This is a genomic window from Candidatus Methylomirabilota bacterium, from assembly GCA_036001065.1.
Classification (GTDB): Bacteria; Methylomirabilota; Methylomirabilia; order Rokubacteriales; family CSP1-6; genus MNEF01.
On sequence record DASYUQ010000071.1, the window covers coordinates 1 to 14,885 of the forward strand.

The window sequence follows — 14,885 nt, forward strand, 5'->3', positions numbered from 1 at the left end:
TCCTCCGTGAACATGGTCACGCACTGCCGCCAGGAGCACGGCATGCGCGTGATGTCGGTGCCCCAGAACATCCGCTCGGGACCGAAGGCGTCGTAGATCTGGCGGAGGTACCCATGGATGTTGCGATAGGGATAGGGCCCGCTGGAGTAGCTGGGCGCCCCGGTGGCTTTGATCGCCACGTTCGGATGCTTCCCGAGCGCGAGCAGCTCGGGAAGGTTGGCCCAGGCCGCCTCGTCTTTCGTGCCCGAGGGTCGGCCCAGGTGATCGACGATCAGCTTCAGGCCCGGATGCCGGTCAGCGAGCTGCCCGACGAGCGGCAGGAAATTCGCCGCCAGCAGCGCGACGGGCAGCCCGGCGCGCTCGGCCGCCGGCCACAGCCAGTCCATGGTTCCATCCGTCGGCCACGTTCGCTGATGCGGCTGGAGGAGCGCGAAGCGGAGGCCGAGCATCCCCGGCCGGCGCTTCCAGCCGTCGATCAGCGCGCGGCTCTCCGGGCGATCGAGCGGGAAGTTTCCGAGAATGGCGAGCCGGTCGGGGTGCTGGCGGGCAGCCTCGACGGCCACCTCGTTGGAATTAGGGTCCCAGCCGGGCGGATGGATCACGGCCGCGTCGACGCCCGCTTCGTCCATCTCCTTCAGGAGATCGTCCTGCGAGAAATCGGAAACCTGCCGGTGGTTCGGATTCGTGGGTTTGTTGTTTCTCCAGATGTGGACCTGCGCGTCGACGATCAGCATGGCCTGCCCCCTATGGTCCCGGTAAGTCGCCGTTATCGCTCCTGCGGCCGCCCCTCGGATGCCGGGTCGGGATCGCCCGGGCCCCGCCTCTCGGTGGTGGAGAATACCGCGTTTCGGTCCTGTTCCCTACGGCAGGAGGTCGGCGCCGGCAATCGGCCGGGGTCCATGCGCCGGGTACAATGCGGCCGCGCGAGAGGAGGCGCGGATGCCCGCCGTCTTCGTCCACCGGTCGTTCGCGCTGCTGTGGTCTGCGCGCGTGCTCTCCACCCTCGCCTTGCACGTGCAAGCCGTCGCGGTCGGCTGGCAACTCTACGCCCTGACCGGCAGTGCCCTCGATCTCGGACTGGTCGGCCTCGCGCAGTTCGTGCCGATGTTCCTCCTCGCGCTCGTCGCCGGCCAGGCGGCCGACCGCTACGATCGCCGCCGCATCGTGATCGTCTGCCAGGTCGTGAAGGCGGCGGCCGCCGCCACGCTGGCCCTCGGCACGGCGGGCGGCTGGCTGAGCCGGGGGAGCATCCTCGCCACCATGGCGATCGTCGGGGCGGCGCGTGTGTTCGAGACCCCCACCCTGGCGGCCCTGGTGCCGGACGTCGTGCCGCGGCCGCTCATCACGCGCGCCGCGGCCTGGTCGGTTTCCGCCAACCAGACGGCGCGCATCGTCGGGCCGGCGCTCGGCGGCGTCCTCTACGGCCTCCGCCCGACTGAGGCCTACCTCACCATCGCCGCGCTGGTCCTCGTCGCCGCCGTGTGCGCGGCCGCGATCCGCGTCGAGCAAGCGGTACGCGAGCGCGAGCCCGTGACGCTCGACGCGCTGTTCTCGGGGATCGCTTTCATCCGGAGACGGCCGGTGCTGCTGGGCACGATGTCGCTCGACCTCTTTGCCGTCCTGCTCGGCGGGGCGACGGCGCTCCTGCCCATCTACGCCCGGGACATCCTCGGCACGGGCCCCGCGGGCCTGGGGCTGCTGCGTTCGGCGCCGGCCGTGGGCGCGCTGGCGATGTCGGTTTTCCTGGCCCAGCGCCCGCTCGAGCGACGGGTGGGACGCGCCCTCTTCCGCGCCGTCATCATCTTCGGCGCGGCCACCGTGGTGTTCGCCGTCTCCACCAACCTCCTCCTCTCGCTCGCCGCGCTGTGCGTGCTGGGCGCCTCGGACGTCGTCAGCGTCGTCATCCGCTTCTCGCTGGTGCAGATCCGGACGCCCGACGCCATGCGCGGGCGGGTGAGCGCGGTGCACTCGCTCTTCACCGGCACGTCGAACCAGCTGGGCGAGTTCGAGTCGGGCCTGGCGGCGGCGCTCTTCGGCCCCGTGCCGGCCGTCCTGATCGGCGGCATCGGCACGATCACCGTCGCCGCGCTGTGGATGTACCTCTTCCCCGAGCTGCGCCGGATCCGCGCGTTCGAGGAGTGATCAGCGGGCGTGGGCCTTGGCTGCGATCGTCGTGCGGCGTCGGTCAGCCGAGGATCTCGTCGACCGTGACGATGACTGCGGGAAAGGCCAGGCAGGCTCCTCGGTCACCGCGGCGCAGCACGCGCTCGTCCGCGTAGCCAGCCGCAGCGGGAGCGCGGTAGATCTCGACGCGCTCGTTCTGGAGATCGACGATCCAGACCTCGGCCATGCCAGCCACGGCATAGATCCGCAGCTTGGCACGATCGTATTCGAGCGAGCTGTCGGCAACTTCGATGACGAGCAGCACGTCGTTCGGGTGGGGGTGCTGTTCCCGATAGAAGTCGGGCCTCTCCCGGAGGAGGGCGACGTCAGGTTCGGGCTCAGAGACGGGCCCCGCCAGGACCGGCCCCTGGATGCGGACGATGGCCCGGGAACCGAGTCGGGTCATCCATAGCCGGTTGAGCCGATCGACCACGCTCGTGTGGGGAGGACCGATCGGGGTCATCTCGAAGATCTCGCCCTCGAGCAGCTCGAGCCGCTGGCCGTCCCGGAAGAGGCCGGCCGCGATCATCTGATGCCAGTCCTCGACCGTGAAGCGGTGACGTGTCGCCGGCATGCTCATCGAGAACAATTGTACGGGAATCGGGCGGGGTCAATGCCGCTGCTTCGATACAGTCGGCGTGGTAGTCAGAAGTGATCAGCGCGCGTGGGCCTGGCAGTACCGGGCGACCTCCTCGTGGGTGGCGAACCAGACGCCGTCCACGCCCTTCATGTGCTCGATCAGCTCCGCCAGCAGGGCGATCCGGGAGCGGTGCCCGATGATGTGCGGGTGCATGGTGAGCAGGAACAGCCCGCCCTCGGCCACCGCCCCGTCGAACTCCGCCCTGAAGATCTCCAGCACCGCCGACGGCGGCGTATAGGGCCGGAGGGCGGAGGCCCGGTTCATCCCGAAGTAGGGCGCGTCGTCCTTGATCCACTCCACCGGCAGCTCGACGATCCCCGTAGGCTCACCGTCCTCCAGCAGCTCGTAGGGCTCGTCGTCGGCCATCAGCGACGAGTCGTAGACGAGCTCGAGCTCCCGGATCAACCCCAGCGTTGCCGGGCTGAAGTCCCAGGACGGGCACCGCACGCCCACCGGCGGCCGGCCGGCGATCTTGGCCAGGGTCTCGTAGGCGCGCCGCATGAGGTCGCGCTCCACCGCCAGCGTGAGCTGGCTGGTCATCTCGTGGATCCAGCCGTGCATGGCCAGCTCGTGTCCCTCGGCGGCGACCCGGCGCTGTTCCTCGGGATGGAGCATGGCCACCACGGCCGGCACGAAGAAGGAGGCCCGGATGCCGTGGCGCCGCAGCAGCGCGAGGATGCGCGGCACCGCCACGCGCGAGCCGTACTCGCCCTGGGACAGCCGCCCGGGCGAGATCGACCCCTCGCGCAGGGTGGAGGTCTCGTGGTCGGAGTCGAAGGAGAGCGCCACGCAGACGCGGGCGCCGTCCTTCCAGCCCGCCGGCCGGAGCGAGCGCCCGGCACGGACCTTCTCCACCCCGGCGCGCCAGCGGCGCTCTTCCCAGGCCCAGGGGGGATCGCGGTCGGAGTCAGAAGGGGTCACGGCGCCTACGGATACGTCGGCGCCGCGCCGCCGTCAAGCCCCGGCTAGCGTCCTTGCCCGCTCCGGGCGCGCACGTTATAGTGACTAGACCTTCAGGACCTCGGCGCCCGGGCCCGCCTCCAGCTCGCAGGCGTTGACCGTCATGGCCAGCATGCTGTAGTACCCGATGGCCCCGGTCAGCTGAATGAGTTTGTCGTCGCCGAACCGCTTCTGCAGCGCCTTCACGGTCGCATCGTCGACCCGATGCTTTCGAATGAGCTGCTGGGTGAACTCCACGATCTGAGCGTCCTCCGGGGGCAGGCCGCGCGCGTGCTTCTCGCGGATCGCCGTGATGGTCGTCTCCGGCACGCCTTGTTTCCGTGCTGCGCCCGTCTGGGCGCCCCACACGTAGACCGCGTCGAGCTCCCGGGCGACTGTCATCGCGGCGAGCACCCGCACCCGCATGTCGAGCGAGCCCTCGAAGCGGACGAAGGCGCCCAGGTGCGCCACGCGTCCGGCCAGCTCCGGAGAGTGCAGGAACATCGTGAACGGCCCCTGGAGCGCGCCGCGGCTCTTGACGATGGCCTCGACGATGGCGTGGTCCTTGGCGGCCACCTGGTTCATGGTCGTGATGGGAGTGAGTCTGGCCATGACTACCCTCCTTCAGCGGCCCTTGAGGGCCGGCATCACCTCGTGGGTGAAGACCCGGAGCGTCCGCTGCATCCGCTCCAGGGGGAACAGCCCGCTGGGATTCAGCTCGGCCACGATGCCGTCGAGGCCGAGCTCCTCCCGTAACCGACGAAGGCGATCGGTCAGGCTGGCGGCGGTGCCGAACGCCACGCGCGTCTCCAGAATGTCGTCATACGAAAGATTCGCGATCTCGTCGAGCCTGGCCCGGCGCCGGTCCCCGGGCCCGGTGTCGGCCCGCCCCACCCCGGCTCTCACGATGTCGGCGTGACGGCGGAAGAAGTAGGTCATGTTCTCGCGCGGCTCCTCGACGGCTTCCTTTTCCGTGGCGGCCGCATAGATCGGGATGCGGAGACAGACGTCGCCGTGGCCGGGGTGACCGGCTTGCCGCCACGCCGCGCGGTAGGCCGCGAGGTTGCGCTGAAGCTCGGGGATGCCCAGGTCGCGCAGCCCCACGAAGATCGGGAGGCCCTGTCGGCCGACGAGCGGGAAGGTCTCCTGGGAGTTGGCGGCCATGCGGATGGGCGGATGGGGCTGTTGATACGGCCGCGGCGCCACCACGGCCTTCTCGAAGCGAAAGAACTTGCCTTGATAGCTGAACGGCTCGCCCTTCCAGGCCTCCCGGATGATCTGCAGGGCCTCCTCGAAGCGCGCCTGACTCTCGCCGTAGGGGACGCCCAGCGCATCGTACGCGCGCGGGGAGCCGCTACGACCGATGCCGAAGTCGAAGCGCCCCTGGCTGAGGTGATCCACCGTCGCCACGTCTTCGGCGATGCGCAGCGGGTTGCCCAACGGGAGGACCTGGACGGCCGTGCCGATGCGCACGCGCCACGTGCGGGCGGCGATGAAGCTGGCCAGCGCGATCGGGGCCGAGTGCACGGAGCGGGCCGGGTTGAAGTGGATCTCGCCGAGCCACACGCCGTCGAGTCCCCACGCCTCGGCCAGCTCGGCCAGCTCGAGCGTTTCCTGCAACGCGGCGGTGTCGCTGGTCCCCGGACGCCGTTCCTCGAGGAAGATTCCGAAGTGCATGGCTGGCCTCGCTCGCGCTCAGACTTTCTCGAAGTCGATCCGCTCGTACACGGGCAACCCTGGAGATGGCGGCGCAGGCAGTCCAGCCCCATCTCGACCGCGCCCAGGCGTACCCACTCGCGACCGCCCACGATGCGACTGCGCCGGGAGGCGACCTCCTGCTCGGTGGCGATCGCCAGACAGATGATCCCGCCGAACTCGATGCGGTCCGGGCCTTCGTCGAGATCGATCAGCACCGCCAGCGCGTGCGTGGAGCCGGTCTGCCGTCGCGCGGCTTGCGCCACGGCCTCGGCCGTCTCGCGGGTGATCTCGCCCGTCGATGAAGGGCCCGGGAGGCCGACGGCCGCGCACACCTCGCCCAGGTCGCGGGCCACGAGGCCACGGCGAAAGACCTTCTCCGCGCCCGGGAGGTGGGCGAGGCGGGCGGCGATCTGTCCGCTCGTGAACGTCTCCACGATCGACAGCGAGGCCTGACGGCTCGCCAGCTCTCCCAGGACGACACCCTCCAGCGTCTGATCGTCTTCGGCCAGGATGAAATTGCCGAGCCGTTTACGCACTTCCCGCTCGACCGGTCCGAGTTTCCTCCGGATATCGTCCAGGTCGGTGCCGCGCACGGTCAGCTTGGTTTCGAGCTGCGGATAGTGGGCCCGGAAGCCGAGCTTCACACTCCCATCGGGGACCAGCTCTTCCAGGCCCGCGAGCAGGGCGTCGACGTGCGATTCGCCCAGCCCGTACGAGTGGAATCGCTTCAGATGGATGGCCGCCTGCAGGCCGCCGCGCGCGAGGAGTCGCGGAATGATCTGCTCCTCGAGCATGCGCCGGAGCTCGCGCGGCACCCCCGGGGTGAAGAAGAAGCGGGCCTTGCCGATGTCGAGCGCGAAGCCGCCGGCGGTGCCGATCGGATTGTCGATCAGCTCGGCGTTGACGGGCAGCATGGCCTGCTTGCGGTTGTTGGATGGCATCACGCGGCTGCGTCGGCGAAAGAACTCTTCCATCCGGGCCAGCCACTCTTCGCTGAGGACGAGATCGACGCCGGCCGCCTGGGCCGCGACTTCCTGCGACAGATCGTCGACCGTGGGGCCCAGGCCACCGTTGACGATGACCGCGTCGGCGCGCTCCCCCGCCAGTTGAAACGCCCGCAGCAGGCTCTCCCGGTCGTCCCCGACCGTCGTTCCCCACTGGACCGAGAGGCCGACCTCTTCGAGCTTTTGACTGATGTAGCTGAAGTTGGTGTTGACGATCGTCCCCGTCAGCACCTCGTCGCCCGTGCAGATGATCTCGATTCGCATACGCTGGATCACAGGGACAGGATCATACACGCTCATGTACCCTTCTGGTGGCCCTATGACCTCCAGCGAGACCCGATCGCCCCTCGAAGCTGCCCGGAAGCTGGTTCCCCTGATCCGATCCTGCGCCGATCAGATCGAGGCGGAGCGGGAGCTCCCGCGGCCGCTCTTCGAGGCGCTGGCCGACGCCGGGATGTTCCATCTGGCGGTTCCACGCGCCCTGGGCGGTTCAGAGCTCGATTTGCCGACCTACGTTCAGGTGATCGAGGAGATCGGGAAGGCCGACGCCAGCACCGGCTGGATCGTCAATCAGGGCGCAATCTTTGCGACCTACGCGGCCCGGATGCCCCACGAGGTCGCTCGCTCGATCTGGATCGACACACCGCGGAGCGTCGTGGCCAACAGTCCCGCCCCGACTGGCAAGGCGGTCGTGGTCCCGGGCGGTTATCGGGTCACCGCCCGCCAGGGCTTCAGCACCGGCTGCCGGCATGCCGCCTGGCTGGCCGCGAACGCCCAGGTCGTCGAGAACGGCCACCCGAGACTGCTGGACGACGGTCAGCCCGAAGCGCGCTACCTGTTCGTGCCGGTCGCCGACGCCGAGATTCTCGACACCTGGCACGTGCGGGGCATGCGCGGCACCGGGACTCACCACTTCGCCGTGAACGACGTGTTCGTGCCCGCCGAGCGCAGCGTTCTGCCGGCCGGCGCGCCACTGGTGGAGACCGGCCCGCTGTACCAGATCCCCCGGACCCTGCTGTTCGCGTCGGGCGATGCCTCGGTGGCCCTCGGCGTGGCCCGCAGCTGTCTCGAAGCCTTCTTCGAACTGGCCGGCGCCAAGACGCCGCGGTCCACGAAAGGGCTGCTCCGCGATCAGCCCTTGGTCCAGTCAGACGTCGGCCACGCCGAAGCCCAGTTCCGTTCCGGCCGGGCCTTCTTGACCGAGACGGTCCGCGAGGTTTGGGCCCACGTGAGCGCAACGGGCACGATCAGCCTGGACCAGCGCGCGACCCTGCGCCTGGCCACGACCCATGCGATTCGACTGGGCGTCCAGGTGGTGGACACCGTCTACAACGCCGCCGGGGTGACGGCGGTCTACGAGGGTCATCCACTCCAGCGCCACTTCCAGGACATTCACGTCATCAGTCAGCACATACAATCGCGCCTCGCCAACTACGAGCTGGTCGGCCGGCACTGGCTGGGCCTCCCGGTCGACGAGACGAGACTCTAGCGAGGGCGGACCTCGTCGATGGCCGCCGCCTAGCTCGACCGCAGCACGGCCGCGTCCGACGAGTAATGGTCGCCCCCAGCGCGATCATCTGGCGCACGCCCTCGGAGGAGTGTGAGGACTGCGGGAGTCCGGATCATGGTCACCCACGTGCCGAGCTGCACCTGGCCGCGCTCGGCGCGCACCCGGTAGGCGTTGTCGTTCAGCGCTCCGCTCCTCCCGTGCATCAGGTGGCCAGGACGAACGGCACGCCGGCGCTCTTCGCCACCGCCCGCAGCTGCTCCATGAGATCGTCGGGGATGGGCACGCCGACGCGGAGCCGCTCGGCCCGCGTCGCCATCTCCGGATCGCCGGCGACCAGCACGGGCTGCGCGGGATCGGCGCGGCGGGCGCCGTGGAGCACGTCGATCACCTGATCGAGGTCGTCCTCGAACTCCCCGCCGACCCGGAATGCGCGCGGATCGAGCGCCAGGAAGAAGTGGCCGATGTTGTGCGGATCGGAGGGCTTCTGCGTCCGGTTGCGGATCGGCGAGAACGAGGCGCCGGACAGCGTCCCGCCGAGGATGTGCACCATGACCGCGAGACCGTAGCCCTTGTGGCCGCCCAGCTCCCGCGGGCCCCCGAGCGGCGTGATGCCGCCCTCCGGCCGCTCGAAGACGTAACGGAACGCCTCCTGCGCATCGGTCACCGCCTGGCCGCTGCCGTCGACGACCCAGCCCGGCGGCAACGGGCGGTGGTTCAGCTTGTGGACCTTGACCTTCCCGGCGGCGACCGTAGTCGTCGCCATGTCGAGCTGAAACGGGGGATTACGCTTCGCGGGCGCCGCGAACGCCAGCGGATTGGTCCCCATCACGGGCTCGGCGGCGAAGGTCGGCACCATCGATACGCCGCGGGTGGCCGAGGTCACCATGCCGATCACGCCGCGCTCGGCCGCGATCCTCGAGTAGCAGCCCGCCGCGCCGAAGTGGTGCGAGTTGAACACCGACACCACGGCCACGCCACCCTCGCGACACTTGTCGACGGCGAGGTTCATCGCGTACACGGAGACCGGATGGCCGAGCGACGCGTCGGCGTCGATCAGGGCCATGGCCGGTCCCTCCCGCACGGTCTTGAACAGCGGGCGCATGTTCAGCCGACCGCTGCGGAACTCGCGGTCGTAGGTCGGCAGCATCGAGATGCCATGGGAGTCGACGCCGCGCAGATCGGTTTCCAGCATCATCGCGGCCGTGGTCTCGGCGTGCGCGTCTGACATGCCCCAGGCGCGAAGGACGGACACGAGCTGCTGATGGATCTGCGGCGCGGGAACTCTCATCTGATTCAGTCGCCGGCGGAGACGGGGGGCAGGCGCTGGCCGGCCACGGGCTTGGCGACGGCTTCCTCCAGGGTGAGGGCCTGCCGCCACTCGCTCGGCGGACGCACGTAGCCGCCGGTGCCGACCTGGTCGAGGCACCAGTAAATTTCTAGATTGTTGCCGTCGGGATCCAGGAACTCGACGGCGATCTGGCAGCCCGCGCGCCGCCGCCCCTCGAACACGATGGGCACCCCGTGCTTGCGCAGCCAGGCGCGGGCGCGGAACACCTCGTCGAGCGTCCCGACCTCGAAGGCGAAGTGATTGAGGGTGCTGCGCGGGAGCTTCGGGGCGCCGCCGACCAGCGCCACGCCGTGGTGGTCGGTGTTGCAGCGGAGAAAGACCATGCCGCCCGGGACCATGCTCTCAGGGTAGCGATCGCTGATCTGGAGTCCGAGCATCTCGGTATAGAAGCGTACGGCCGCGTCGAGGTCGCTGACGTTGAGCACGACGTGGCCGATCTTGCGCAGCTGGAACCGCAGTGGAGTCTCCGACATGTCGCCCCCTCCCGGCGCTCAGCCGAACGCCGGCATGACCTCCCTGGCGAAGAGCTCCATCGAGCGCAGCACCCGCGCCTGCTCGAGATCGCCGAACCAGAAGCTGCCGTTGAAGTGCGTGATGCCCACCAGCTCCCGGATGCGCTTGATCTGGCGGATGCACGCGTCCGGCGTCCCGATGACCAGGAAGCGATCCAGGAGGTCGTCGATGTCCGGCTCGGTCGGCGCCGGCACGGGGATGGCGCGGCCTCGCTCCACACGCTCGTAGTGGTGGCGCAGGCTGAGCGTCACCCGCATGTTCCAGCGCGCCTCCTCGGCGGCGGCCCGCGTGTCGGCCTGGCTGTCCGCCACGTAGACCGCCCGTTGCACCCCGACCTGTAGCGGATGCGGCGGTTTGACCTCGGCCACGACGCGGTCAAAGAGCCGGCGGAACTCGGCCAGCCGCTCGATCGCGATGCCGAATCCACCCGTGAGCACGTGGAACCCGCGGCGCACGGCCGCCTCCATCGACTCCGGGCTCTGCGCCGTGATCCAGACGGGCGGATACGGTTTCTGGACGGGCTGAGGGAACACCGACGTCTCCGGGATCTTGAAGAACTTCCCCTCGTAGCTGAAGGGCTGGCCGCCGAGCGATTTCAAGATGATGTCGACCGATTCATCCCATCGCTCGCGGCCGCTCCCGAGCTCCAGGCCGAACCGCTCGAACTCGTAGTGCTGGTAGCCGCGCCCGAGCCCGACGTCGAGGCGCCCGCCGGCCAGGAGATCCAGCGTCGCGATCTCCTCGGCCACCACCAAGGGGTGGTGGAGCGGAACCACGATGACGGCCGTCCCCACCCGCAGCCGGGTCGTCTTCGCCGCGATGTACGTCGCGAGCTGGGCCGGGCGCGAGAGATAGCCGTAGGTCGAGAAGTGATGCTCGGCGAGCCAGACGTTGCGGAACCCGAGGGCCTCGGCCGCCTGGGCGAGCTCGACGCCGCGCGCATAGATCTCCTGCGAGGAACGCGCGGAAGGCGATTGCATCAGCAGGAACGTCCCGAAGTCCATGGTCACCCTCCCGGCGTCACCTCGACCCGATCCGATACCAGGGGTGTGGCTGCCCCGGCACCTTGACGCGCAACGCGTAGACCGAGGTGCGGGCGGTGAAGAACAGAGTCCGTAGATCAGGCCCGCCGAAGGCGAGGTTGGCCGGGACCTCCGGGGTGCGAATGATCCCGAGCCGAGTGCCGTCGGGCGCGAAGACCCAGGTGCCTCCCGGGCCAGTGCAGTAGACCCGACCCTCCACGTCCACCTTCATGCCGTCGGGGACGCCGTCGGTCTCGTCGGAAGACATGTCGGCGAAGATGCGGCGCCGCACCATGTTGCCGCGGGCGTCGAGCTCGATGGCGTGGATGTACTGCGTCCAGCGCGTGTTGGCCACGTAGAGCATGCCCTCGTCCGGCGAGAACGCCAACCCGTTCGGGTACTCGAAGTCTGCCAGGAGGCTGGCCGCCCCGTCGGGCGCGATGCGATAGACGCCGGAGTAGGGCAACTCTCGTTCCGCGAGGGGCACGCGCAAGCCGGGATCGGTGAAGTAAATGCTCCCGTCGGACTTGCAGACCACGTCGTTGGGCCGGTTCAGGCGCTTGCCTTCGAACCGATCCAGGAGGACCTCGATGCGGCCGTCGGCGGACATGCGCGTGACGCGACGGTTGTCCCCCTCACAGACGATCAACCGCCCCTGGAGATCGAACGTCGTGCCATTGCCCCCGCCGGTCTTGTCGCGCACGACCTGCGGCGCGCGGCCAGGTGTCAGCCGGTACAGCACGCTCGCGCGAATGTCGACGAAATAGAAGAAGCCGTCGGGGTGCCACAGGGGCCCTTCGGTGAAGACGAACCCCGTGGCCAGACGCTCCGCCTCTGTCGTCTCGAGGATCGTAGACAACCCGTCAGCCATGATGTGACACTCCCCGTCGCGGTCGGGATGGCGGCCTGCGCACCCGAGGATGATCGGCGGTGACCGTTCCGTGCGCAAGCCCGTCTATAATGCGGGGGCTGGAGCGACCGGGGGGCTCGAGGACAGCGCCGGCCCCACCGCTCGTCGCCGAGGCCAAGAACAGGGAGGAGGATGTCATGACTCGTGAAGGTCTTCGAGGACTCAGCCGTGTCGCGGCGACGTGGGTCGCGCTCATCGCGCTGTCGTCGGCGCTTCTGGTGCCGGGCGACACCGCGGCCCAGGCCAAGCCCAAGGTGGCGTTCGTCTACACGGGACCGGTCGGCGACGCCGGCTGGACGTTCCAGCACGACGTCGCCCGCAAGCACCTGGAGCAAGCGCTCGGCGCGGACACCACCTTCGTGGAGAGCATGCCCGAGACCGCCGACGCCGTGCGCGTCATGGAGCAGCTCATCCAGAAGGGCTACAAGATCCTGTTCATGACCTCGTTCGGCTACCAGAAGCTGAGCCTCGAGGTCGCCAAGAAGCACCCCGACGTGCACATCGTCGGCACGGGCCCGGGCATCGGCCTGGCGCCGAACGTCAAGACCATGTACGGGCGCATCTGGGAGCCGCGGTACCTCACCGGGCTCATCGCCGGCAAGATGACGAAGTCGAACATCGTGGGCTTCGTCGCCGCCCATCCGACGCCCGGCGTGCTGCCCGGCGTCAACGCCTTCGCGCTCGGCGTGTGGGCGGCGAACCCGCAGGCGAAGGTCAAGGTCGTGTGGACGCGCACCTGGTACGACCCGCCCAAGGAGAAGGCCGCGGCCAAGGCGCTGATCGACGCGGGCGCCGACGTCATCGGCCAGCATCAGGACTCGCCGGCGCCGGTCCAGGCGGCGGCGGAGGCCGGAAAGTACGCCATCGGCAACAACTCCAACATGGCGCCGTTCGGGCCCAAGGCATTCCTGACCGGTCCCGTCTACGACTGGCGGCCGCTCGACGAGGCGAACGTCAAGGCGATCCTCGCCGGTCAGTTCAAGTCCGAGGACTACTACGGCGGCCTCTCCGACGGGCTGCTCTCGCTGGCGCCGCTCCACGAGGCGATCCCCGACTCGGTCAAGAAGCTGGTCGAGCAGGCTCGGCAGGACATCATCAGCGGCAAGCTCCAGATCTTCAAAGGGCCGATCAAGGACCAGGAGGGCAACCTGCGCGTCCCCGCCGGCGAGGTGATGAGCCTGAAGGACATCACCAGCACCCGCTTCCTCGTCCAGGGAATCGACGGACCGTCGCCGACCGCGAAATGATCGGCTGATGGCGGAGGGTCGACCGCAAGCGCTCGTCGAGCTCCGCGGGATCGTCAAGGTCTTTCCCGGCGCGGTTGCCAACGCCGGGATCGACCTCGCGATGTACCCGGGCGAAGTCCTCGCTCTGCTCGGGGAGAACGGGGCGGGCAAGACCACGCTCATGAACATCCTGAGCGGGCTCTATCGCCCCGACGAGGGCGAGATCCGTGTCGCCGGCGAGCGGGTGGTGCTCCGCTCGCCGCGCGACGCCATCGAGCGCGGGATCGGCATGGTCCACCAGCACTTCCGGCTGGTGGAGCGCTTCACCGTCGCCGAGAACGTGCTCCTGGGCAGCCGCAGCCCGCGCTTCCGCCTCAGCCCCGGGCAGGTGATCGAGCAAGTCCGAGCGCTCGGGGCCCGGCACGAGATCGCCCTCGACCCGCGGGCCTACGTCGGCGACCTCTCGGTCGGCGAGCGCCAGCGCGTCGAGATCCTCAAGGTCCTCTACCGCGGCTCGCGCGTGCTGATCTTCGACGAGCCGACCTCGGTGCTGGCGCCACAGGAGGTCGACACGCTCTTCGCCGGCATCCGGCGCATCGTGGGCGAGGAGCGGGCGGTGGTCTTCATCAGCCACAAGCTCGACGAGGTGCTGCGCATCGCCACCCGGATCGTCGTGCTGCGCCACGGCCGCGTGGCCGGCGCCATGCCATGCGCGGACGCGACGCCAGCGAAGCTGGCGACGCTGATGGTCGGGCGCGAGATCCCGTCACGGCCGCGCGCGGCGGTGACGCGGGGCCCGGTGCGGCTGCGCGTCGACGACGTGGCGGCGCGGGGTGAGCGCGGCCATCTCGCGGTGAACGGCGCCTCGCTGGCCGTCCACGGGGGCGAGATCGTCGGCGTCGCCGGTGTGGCCGGCAATGGGCAGGCGGAGCTGGCCGAAGCGATCGCCGGCATCCGGTCGCCGCTCCGTGGGCGCGTGTGGCTCGACGCTGACGACGTCACGACGCGGCCGGCGCGCGCCCGCCGCGAGCGCGGCCTCGCGTTCATTCCCGAGGACCGCCAGCGGCAGGGCCTGGTCCCGCCCTTCGACGTGGTCGAGAACGCCATCCTGAGCTGCTACGCGCGACCGCCGGTCTCGCGCGGTGGCGTGCTGCGGCGATCGGCCGCGCGCGCGCATGCCCGGCGCCTGGTCGACGCGTTCCAGATCCAGGCGTCGCTCGACACGCCCGTGCGCGCGCTCTCCGGCGGCAACCAGCAGCGGCTGCTCGTTGCGCGGGAGGCTGCGCACGAGCCGAAGGTGCTGGTCGCGCTGCATCCGACGGCCGGCCTCGACGTCGCGTCGACGGAGGCCGTGCACCGCATCCTGCTCGAGCTCCGCGGGCGGGGCGTCGCGGTGCTCTTGATCTCCGAGCACCTCGACGAGGTGCTCGCGCTGTCCGACCGGGTCCTGGTCATGTACCGCGGCCGCATCGTCCACGAGCGGCCGGCGAATCAGGCCGACCTCGACGAGATCGGCCTCTACATGACCGGCGTGGGCGAGCGCCCCTAGTGCCGTTCCAGCTATTCGCGCCTAGGAAGGCACCATGTACGTCGTTCGTGGACAGATTTAGTATCAACAAGTTGGAACGGCACTAGTGTTCAGTCTGGGACGTCATGTTAACGATCGCCGCGCTCGCGCCGCTGCCGGCGGGGCCGACGCGGCGCGCGCGGCAGGGATCGCGGGACCACGCGGCACGCGTCCGCCTCGTTGCGGCTGGGCTCCCCCTGGGGGCGCGGGGTCCGTTGCCAGCGGGCGGGAACGGATCCCGTCGACCCCTGCCGCACGCGCCCGCCGGCCCCGGCCCCGCGTGGCGGGTTCTTGACATGACTTCAAGGACGGAACACTAGTGGCCGACGCGACGCTGGCCATCAC

Annotated in this window: 14 protein-coding genes; 5 read left to right on the forward strand and 9 right to left on the reverse strand. The window is 69.6% G+C overall.

Features of this window, described 5'->3' with window-relative positions; translation table 11 throughout:
* Positions 1 to 734 (reverse strand): amidohydrolase family protein (locus VGV13_06060; protein HEV8640646.1); only part of this gene is annotated, 734 nt, incomplete at its 3' end.
* A 205-nt stretch (positions 735 to 939) separates the two neighbouring features.
* Here VGV13_06060 and VGV13_06065 point away from each other — a divergent pair.
* Positions 940 to 2,142: an MFS transporter gene (locus VGV13_06065; protein HEV8640647.1), complete on the forward strand. Its 1,203-nt coding sequence runs from the start codon at positions 940 to 942 to the stop codon at positions 2,140 to 2,142.
* Positions 2,143 to 2,185: 43 nt separating this feature from the next.
* On the opposite strand, the gene VGV13_06070 is transcribed toward VGV13_06065, so the two are convergent.
* The 4 genes from VGV13_06070 to VGV13_06085 all read right to left on the reverse strand — a co-directional run bounded on the left by VGV13_06070 (position 2,186) and on the right by VGV13_06085 (position 5,419).
* Positions 2,186 to 2,737, reverse strand: coding sequence for a Uma2 family endonuclease (locus VGV13_06070; protein ID HEV8640648.1), 552 nt, complete (start codon positions 2,735 to 2,737; stop codon positions 2,186 to 2,188).
* 81 nt (positions 2,738 to 2,818) lie between these two features.
* Positions 2,819 to 3,724: a polysaccharide deacetylase gene (locus tag VGV13_06075; GenBank protein HEV8640649.1), complete on the reverse strand. Its 906-nt coding sequence runs from the start codon at positions 3,722 to 3,724 to the stop codon at positions 2,819 to 2,821.
* An 84-nt stretch (positions 3,725 to 3,808) separates the two neighbouring features.
* Entirely contained in the window at positions 3,809 to 4,354 is a 546-nt protein-coding gene (locus tag VGV13_06080; protein ID HEV8640650.1) for a carboxymuconolactone decarboxylase family protein, read from the reverse strand.
* A gap of 12 nt (positions 4,355 to 4,366) precedes the next feature.
* A complete protein-coding gene (locus tag VGV13_06085; GenBank protein ID HEV8640651.1) occupies positions 4,367 to 5,419 on the reverse strand; it encodes an LLM class flavin-dependent oxidoreductase in 1,053 nt (350 codons plus the stop codon).
* 65 nt (positions 5,420 to 5,484) lie between these two features.
* Here VGV13_06085 and VGV13_06090 point away from each other — a divergent pair, with 65 nt between their 5' ends.
* Together VGV13_06090 and VGV13_06095 are read left to right on the forward strand one after the other, a co-directional pair.
* The gene (locus tag VGV13_06090) at positions 5,485 to 5,742 is read left to right on the forward strand and encodes a hypothetical protein (protein ID HEV8640652.1); all 258 of its coding nucleotides are present in this window, start codon (positions 5,485 to 5,487) and stop codon (positions 5,740 to 5,742) included.
* 1,021 nt (positions 5,743 to 6,763) lie between these two features.
* On the forward strand, positions 6,764 to 7,933 hold the full coding sequence (locus VGV13_06095; protein HEV8640653.1) for an acyl-CoA dehydrogenase family protein: 1,170 nt from the start codon (positions 6,764 to 6,766) through the stop codon (positions 7,931 to 7,933).
* A 223-nt stretch (positions 7,934 to 8,156) separates the two neighbouring features.
* Here VGV13_06095 and VGV13_06100 read toward each other — a convergent pair whose 3' ends face one another.
* Genes VGV13_06100 through VGV13_06115 form a run of 4 tightly spaced genes read right to left on the reverse strand, consistent with a single transcriptional unit; the run spans position 8,157 to position 11,708 of the window.
* Positions 8,157 to 9,242 (reverse strand): Ldh family oxidoreductase, encoded by a 1,086-nt coding sequence (locus VGV13_06100; GenBank protein HEV8640654.1) that lies wholly within the window; start codon positions 9,240 to 9,242, stop codon positions 8,157 to 8,159.
* 5 nt (positions 9,243 to 9,247) lie between these two features.
* Positions 9,248 to 9,775: a VOC family protein gene (locus VGV13_06105; protein ID HEV8640655.1), complete on the reverse strand. Its 528-nt coding sequence runs from the start codon at positions 9,773 to 9,775 to the stop codon at positions 9,248 to 9,250.
* Between the two features lie 18 nt (positions 9,776 to 9,793).
* Complete coding sequence (locus VGV13_06110) at positions 9,794 to 10,819, reverse strand: LLM class flavin-dependent oxidoreductase (protein ID HEV8640656.1); 1,026 nt, start codon at positions 10,817 to 10,819, stop codon at positions 9,794 to 9,796.
* Positions 10,820 to 10,835: 16 nt separating this feature from the next.
* On the reverse strand, positions 10,836 to 11,708 hold the full coding sequence (locus VGV13_06115; GenBank protein HEV8640657.1) for an SMP-30/gluconolactonase/LRE family protein: 873 nt from the start codon (positions 11,706 to 11,708) through the stop codon (positions 10,836 to 10,838).
* 176 nt (positions 11,709 to 11,884) lie between these two features.
* On the opposite strand from VGV13_06115, the gene VGV13_06120 reads away from it, so the two are divergent.
* Entirely contained in the window at positions 11,885 to 12,994 is a 1,110-nt protein-coding gene (locus tag VGV13_06120) for a BMP family ABC transporter substrate-binding protein (protein ID HEV8640658.1), read from the forward strand.
* A gap of 7 nt (positions 12,995 to 13,001) precedes the next feature.
* Positions 13,002 to 14,522, forward strand: a complete 1,521-nt coding sequence (locus VGV13_06125; GenBank protein HEV8640659.1) for an ABC transporter ATP-binding protein — start codon at positions 13,002 to 13,004, stop codon at positions 14,520 to 14,522.
* The last annotated feature ends 363 nt before the right edge of the window (positions 14,523 to 14,885 follow it).

Coding starts and splice junctions, on each gene's coding strand:
- VGV13_06065 (HEV8640647.1), top strand. CDS start 940: ATGCCCGCCGTCTTCGTCCACCGGTCGTTCGCGCTGCTGTGGTCTGCG.
- VGV13_06070 (HEV8640648.1), bottom strand. CDS start 2,737: ATGCCGGCGACACGTCACCGCTTCACGGTCGAGGACTGGCATCAGATG.
- VGV13_06080 (HEV8640650.1), bottom strand. CDS start 4,354: ATGGCCAGACTCACTCCCATCACGACCATGAACCAGGTGGCCGCCAAG.
- VGV13_06085 (HEV8640651.1), bottom strand. CDS start 5,419: ATGCACTTCGGAATCTTCCTCGAGGAACGGCGTCCGGGGACCAGCGAC.
- VGV13_06090 (HEV8640652.1), top strand. CDS start 5,485: ATGGCGGCGCAGGCAGTCCAGCCCCATCTCGACCGCGCCCAGGCGTAC.
- VGV13_06095 (HEV8640653.1), top strand. CDS start 6,764: ATGACCTCCAGCGAGACCCGATCGCCCCTCGAAGCTGCCCGGAAGCTG.
- VGV13_06100 (HEV8640654.1), bottom strand. CDS start 9,242: ATGAGAGTTCCCGCGCCGCAGATCCATCAGCAGCTCGTGTCCGTCCTT.
- VGV13_06105 (HEV8640655.1), bottom strand. CDS start 9,775: ATGTCGGAGACTCCACTGCGGTTCCAGCTGCGCAAGATCGGCCACGTC.
- VGV13_06110 (HEV8640656.1), bottom strand. CDS start 10,819: ATGGACTTCGGGACGTTCCTGCTGATGCAATCGCCTTCCGCGCGTTCC.
- VGV13_06115 (HEV8640657.1), bottom strand. CDS start 11,708: ATGGCTGACGGGTTGTCTACGATCCTCGAGACGACAGAGGCGGAGCGT.
- VGV13_06120 (HEV8640658.1), top strand. CDS start 11,885: ATGACTCGTGAAGGTCTTCGAGGACTCAGCCGTGTCGCGGCGACGTGG.
- VGV13_06125 (HEV8640659.1), top strand. CDS start 13,002: ATGGCGGAGGGTCGACCGCAAGCGCTCGTCGAGCTCCGCGGGATCGTC.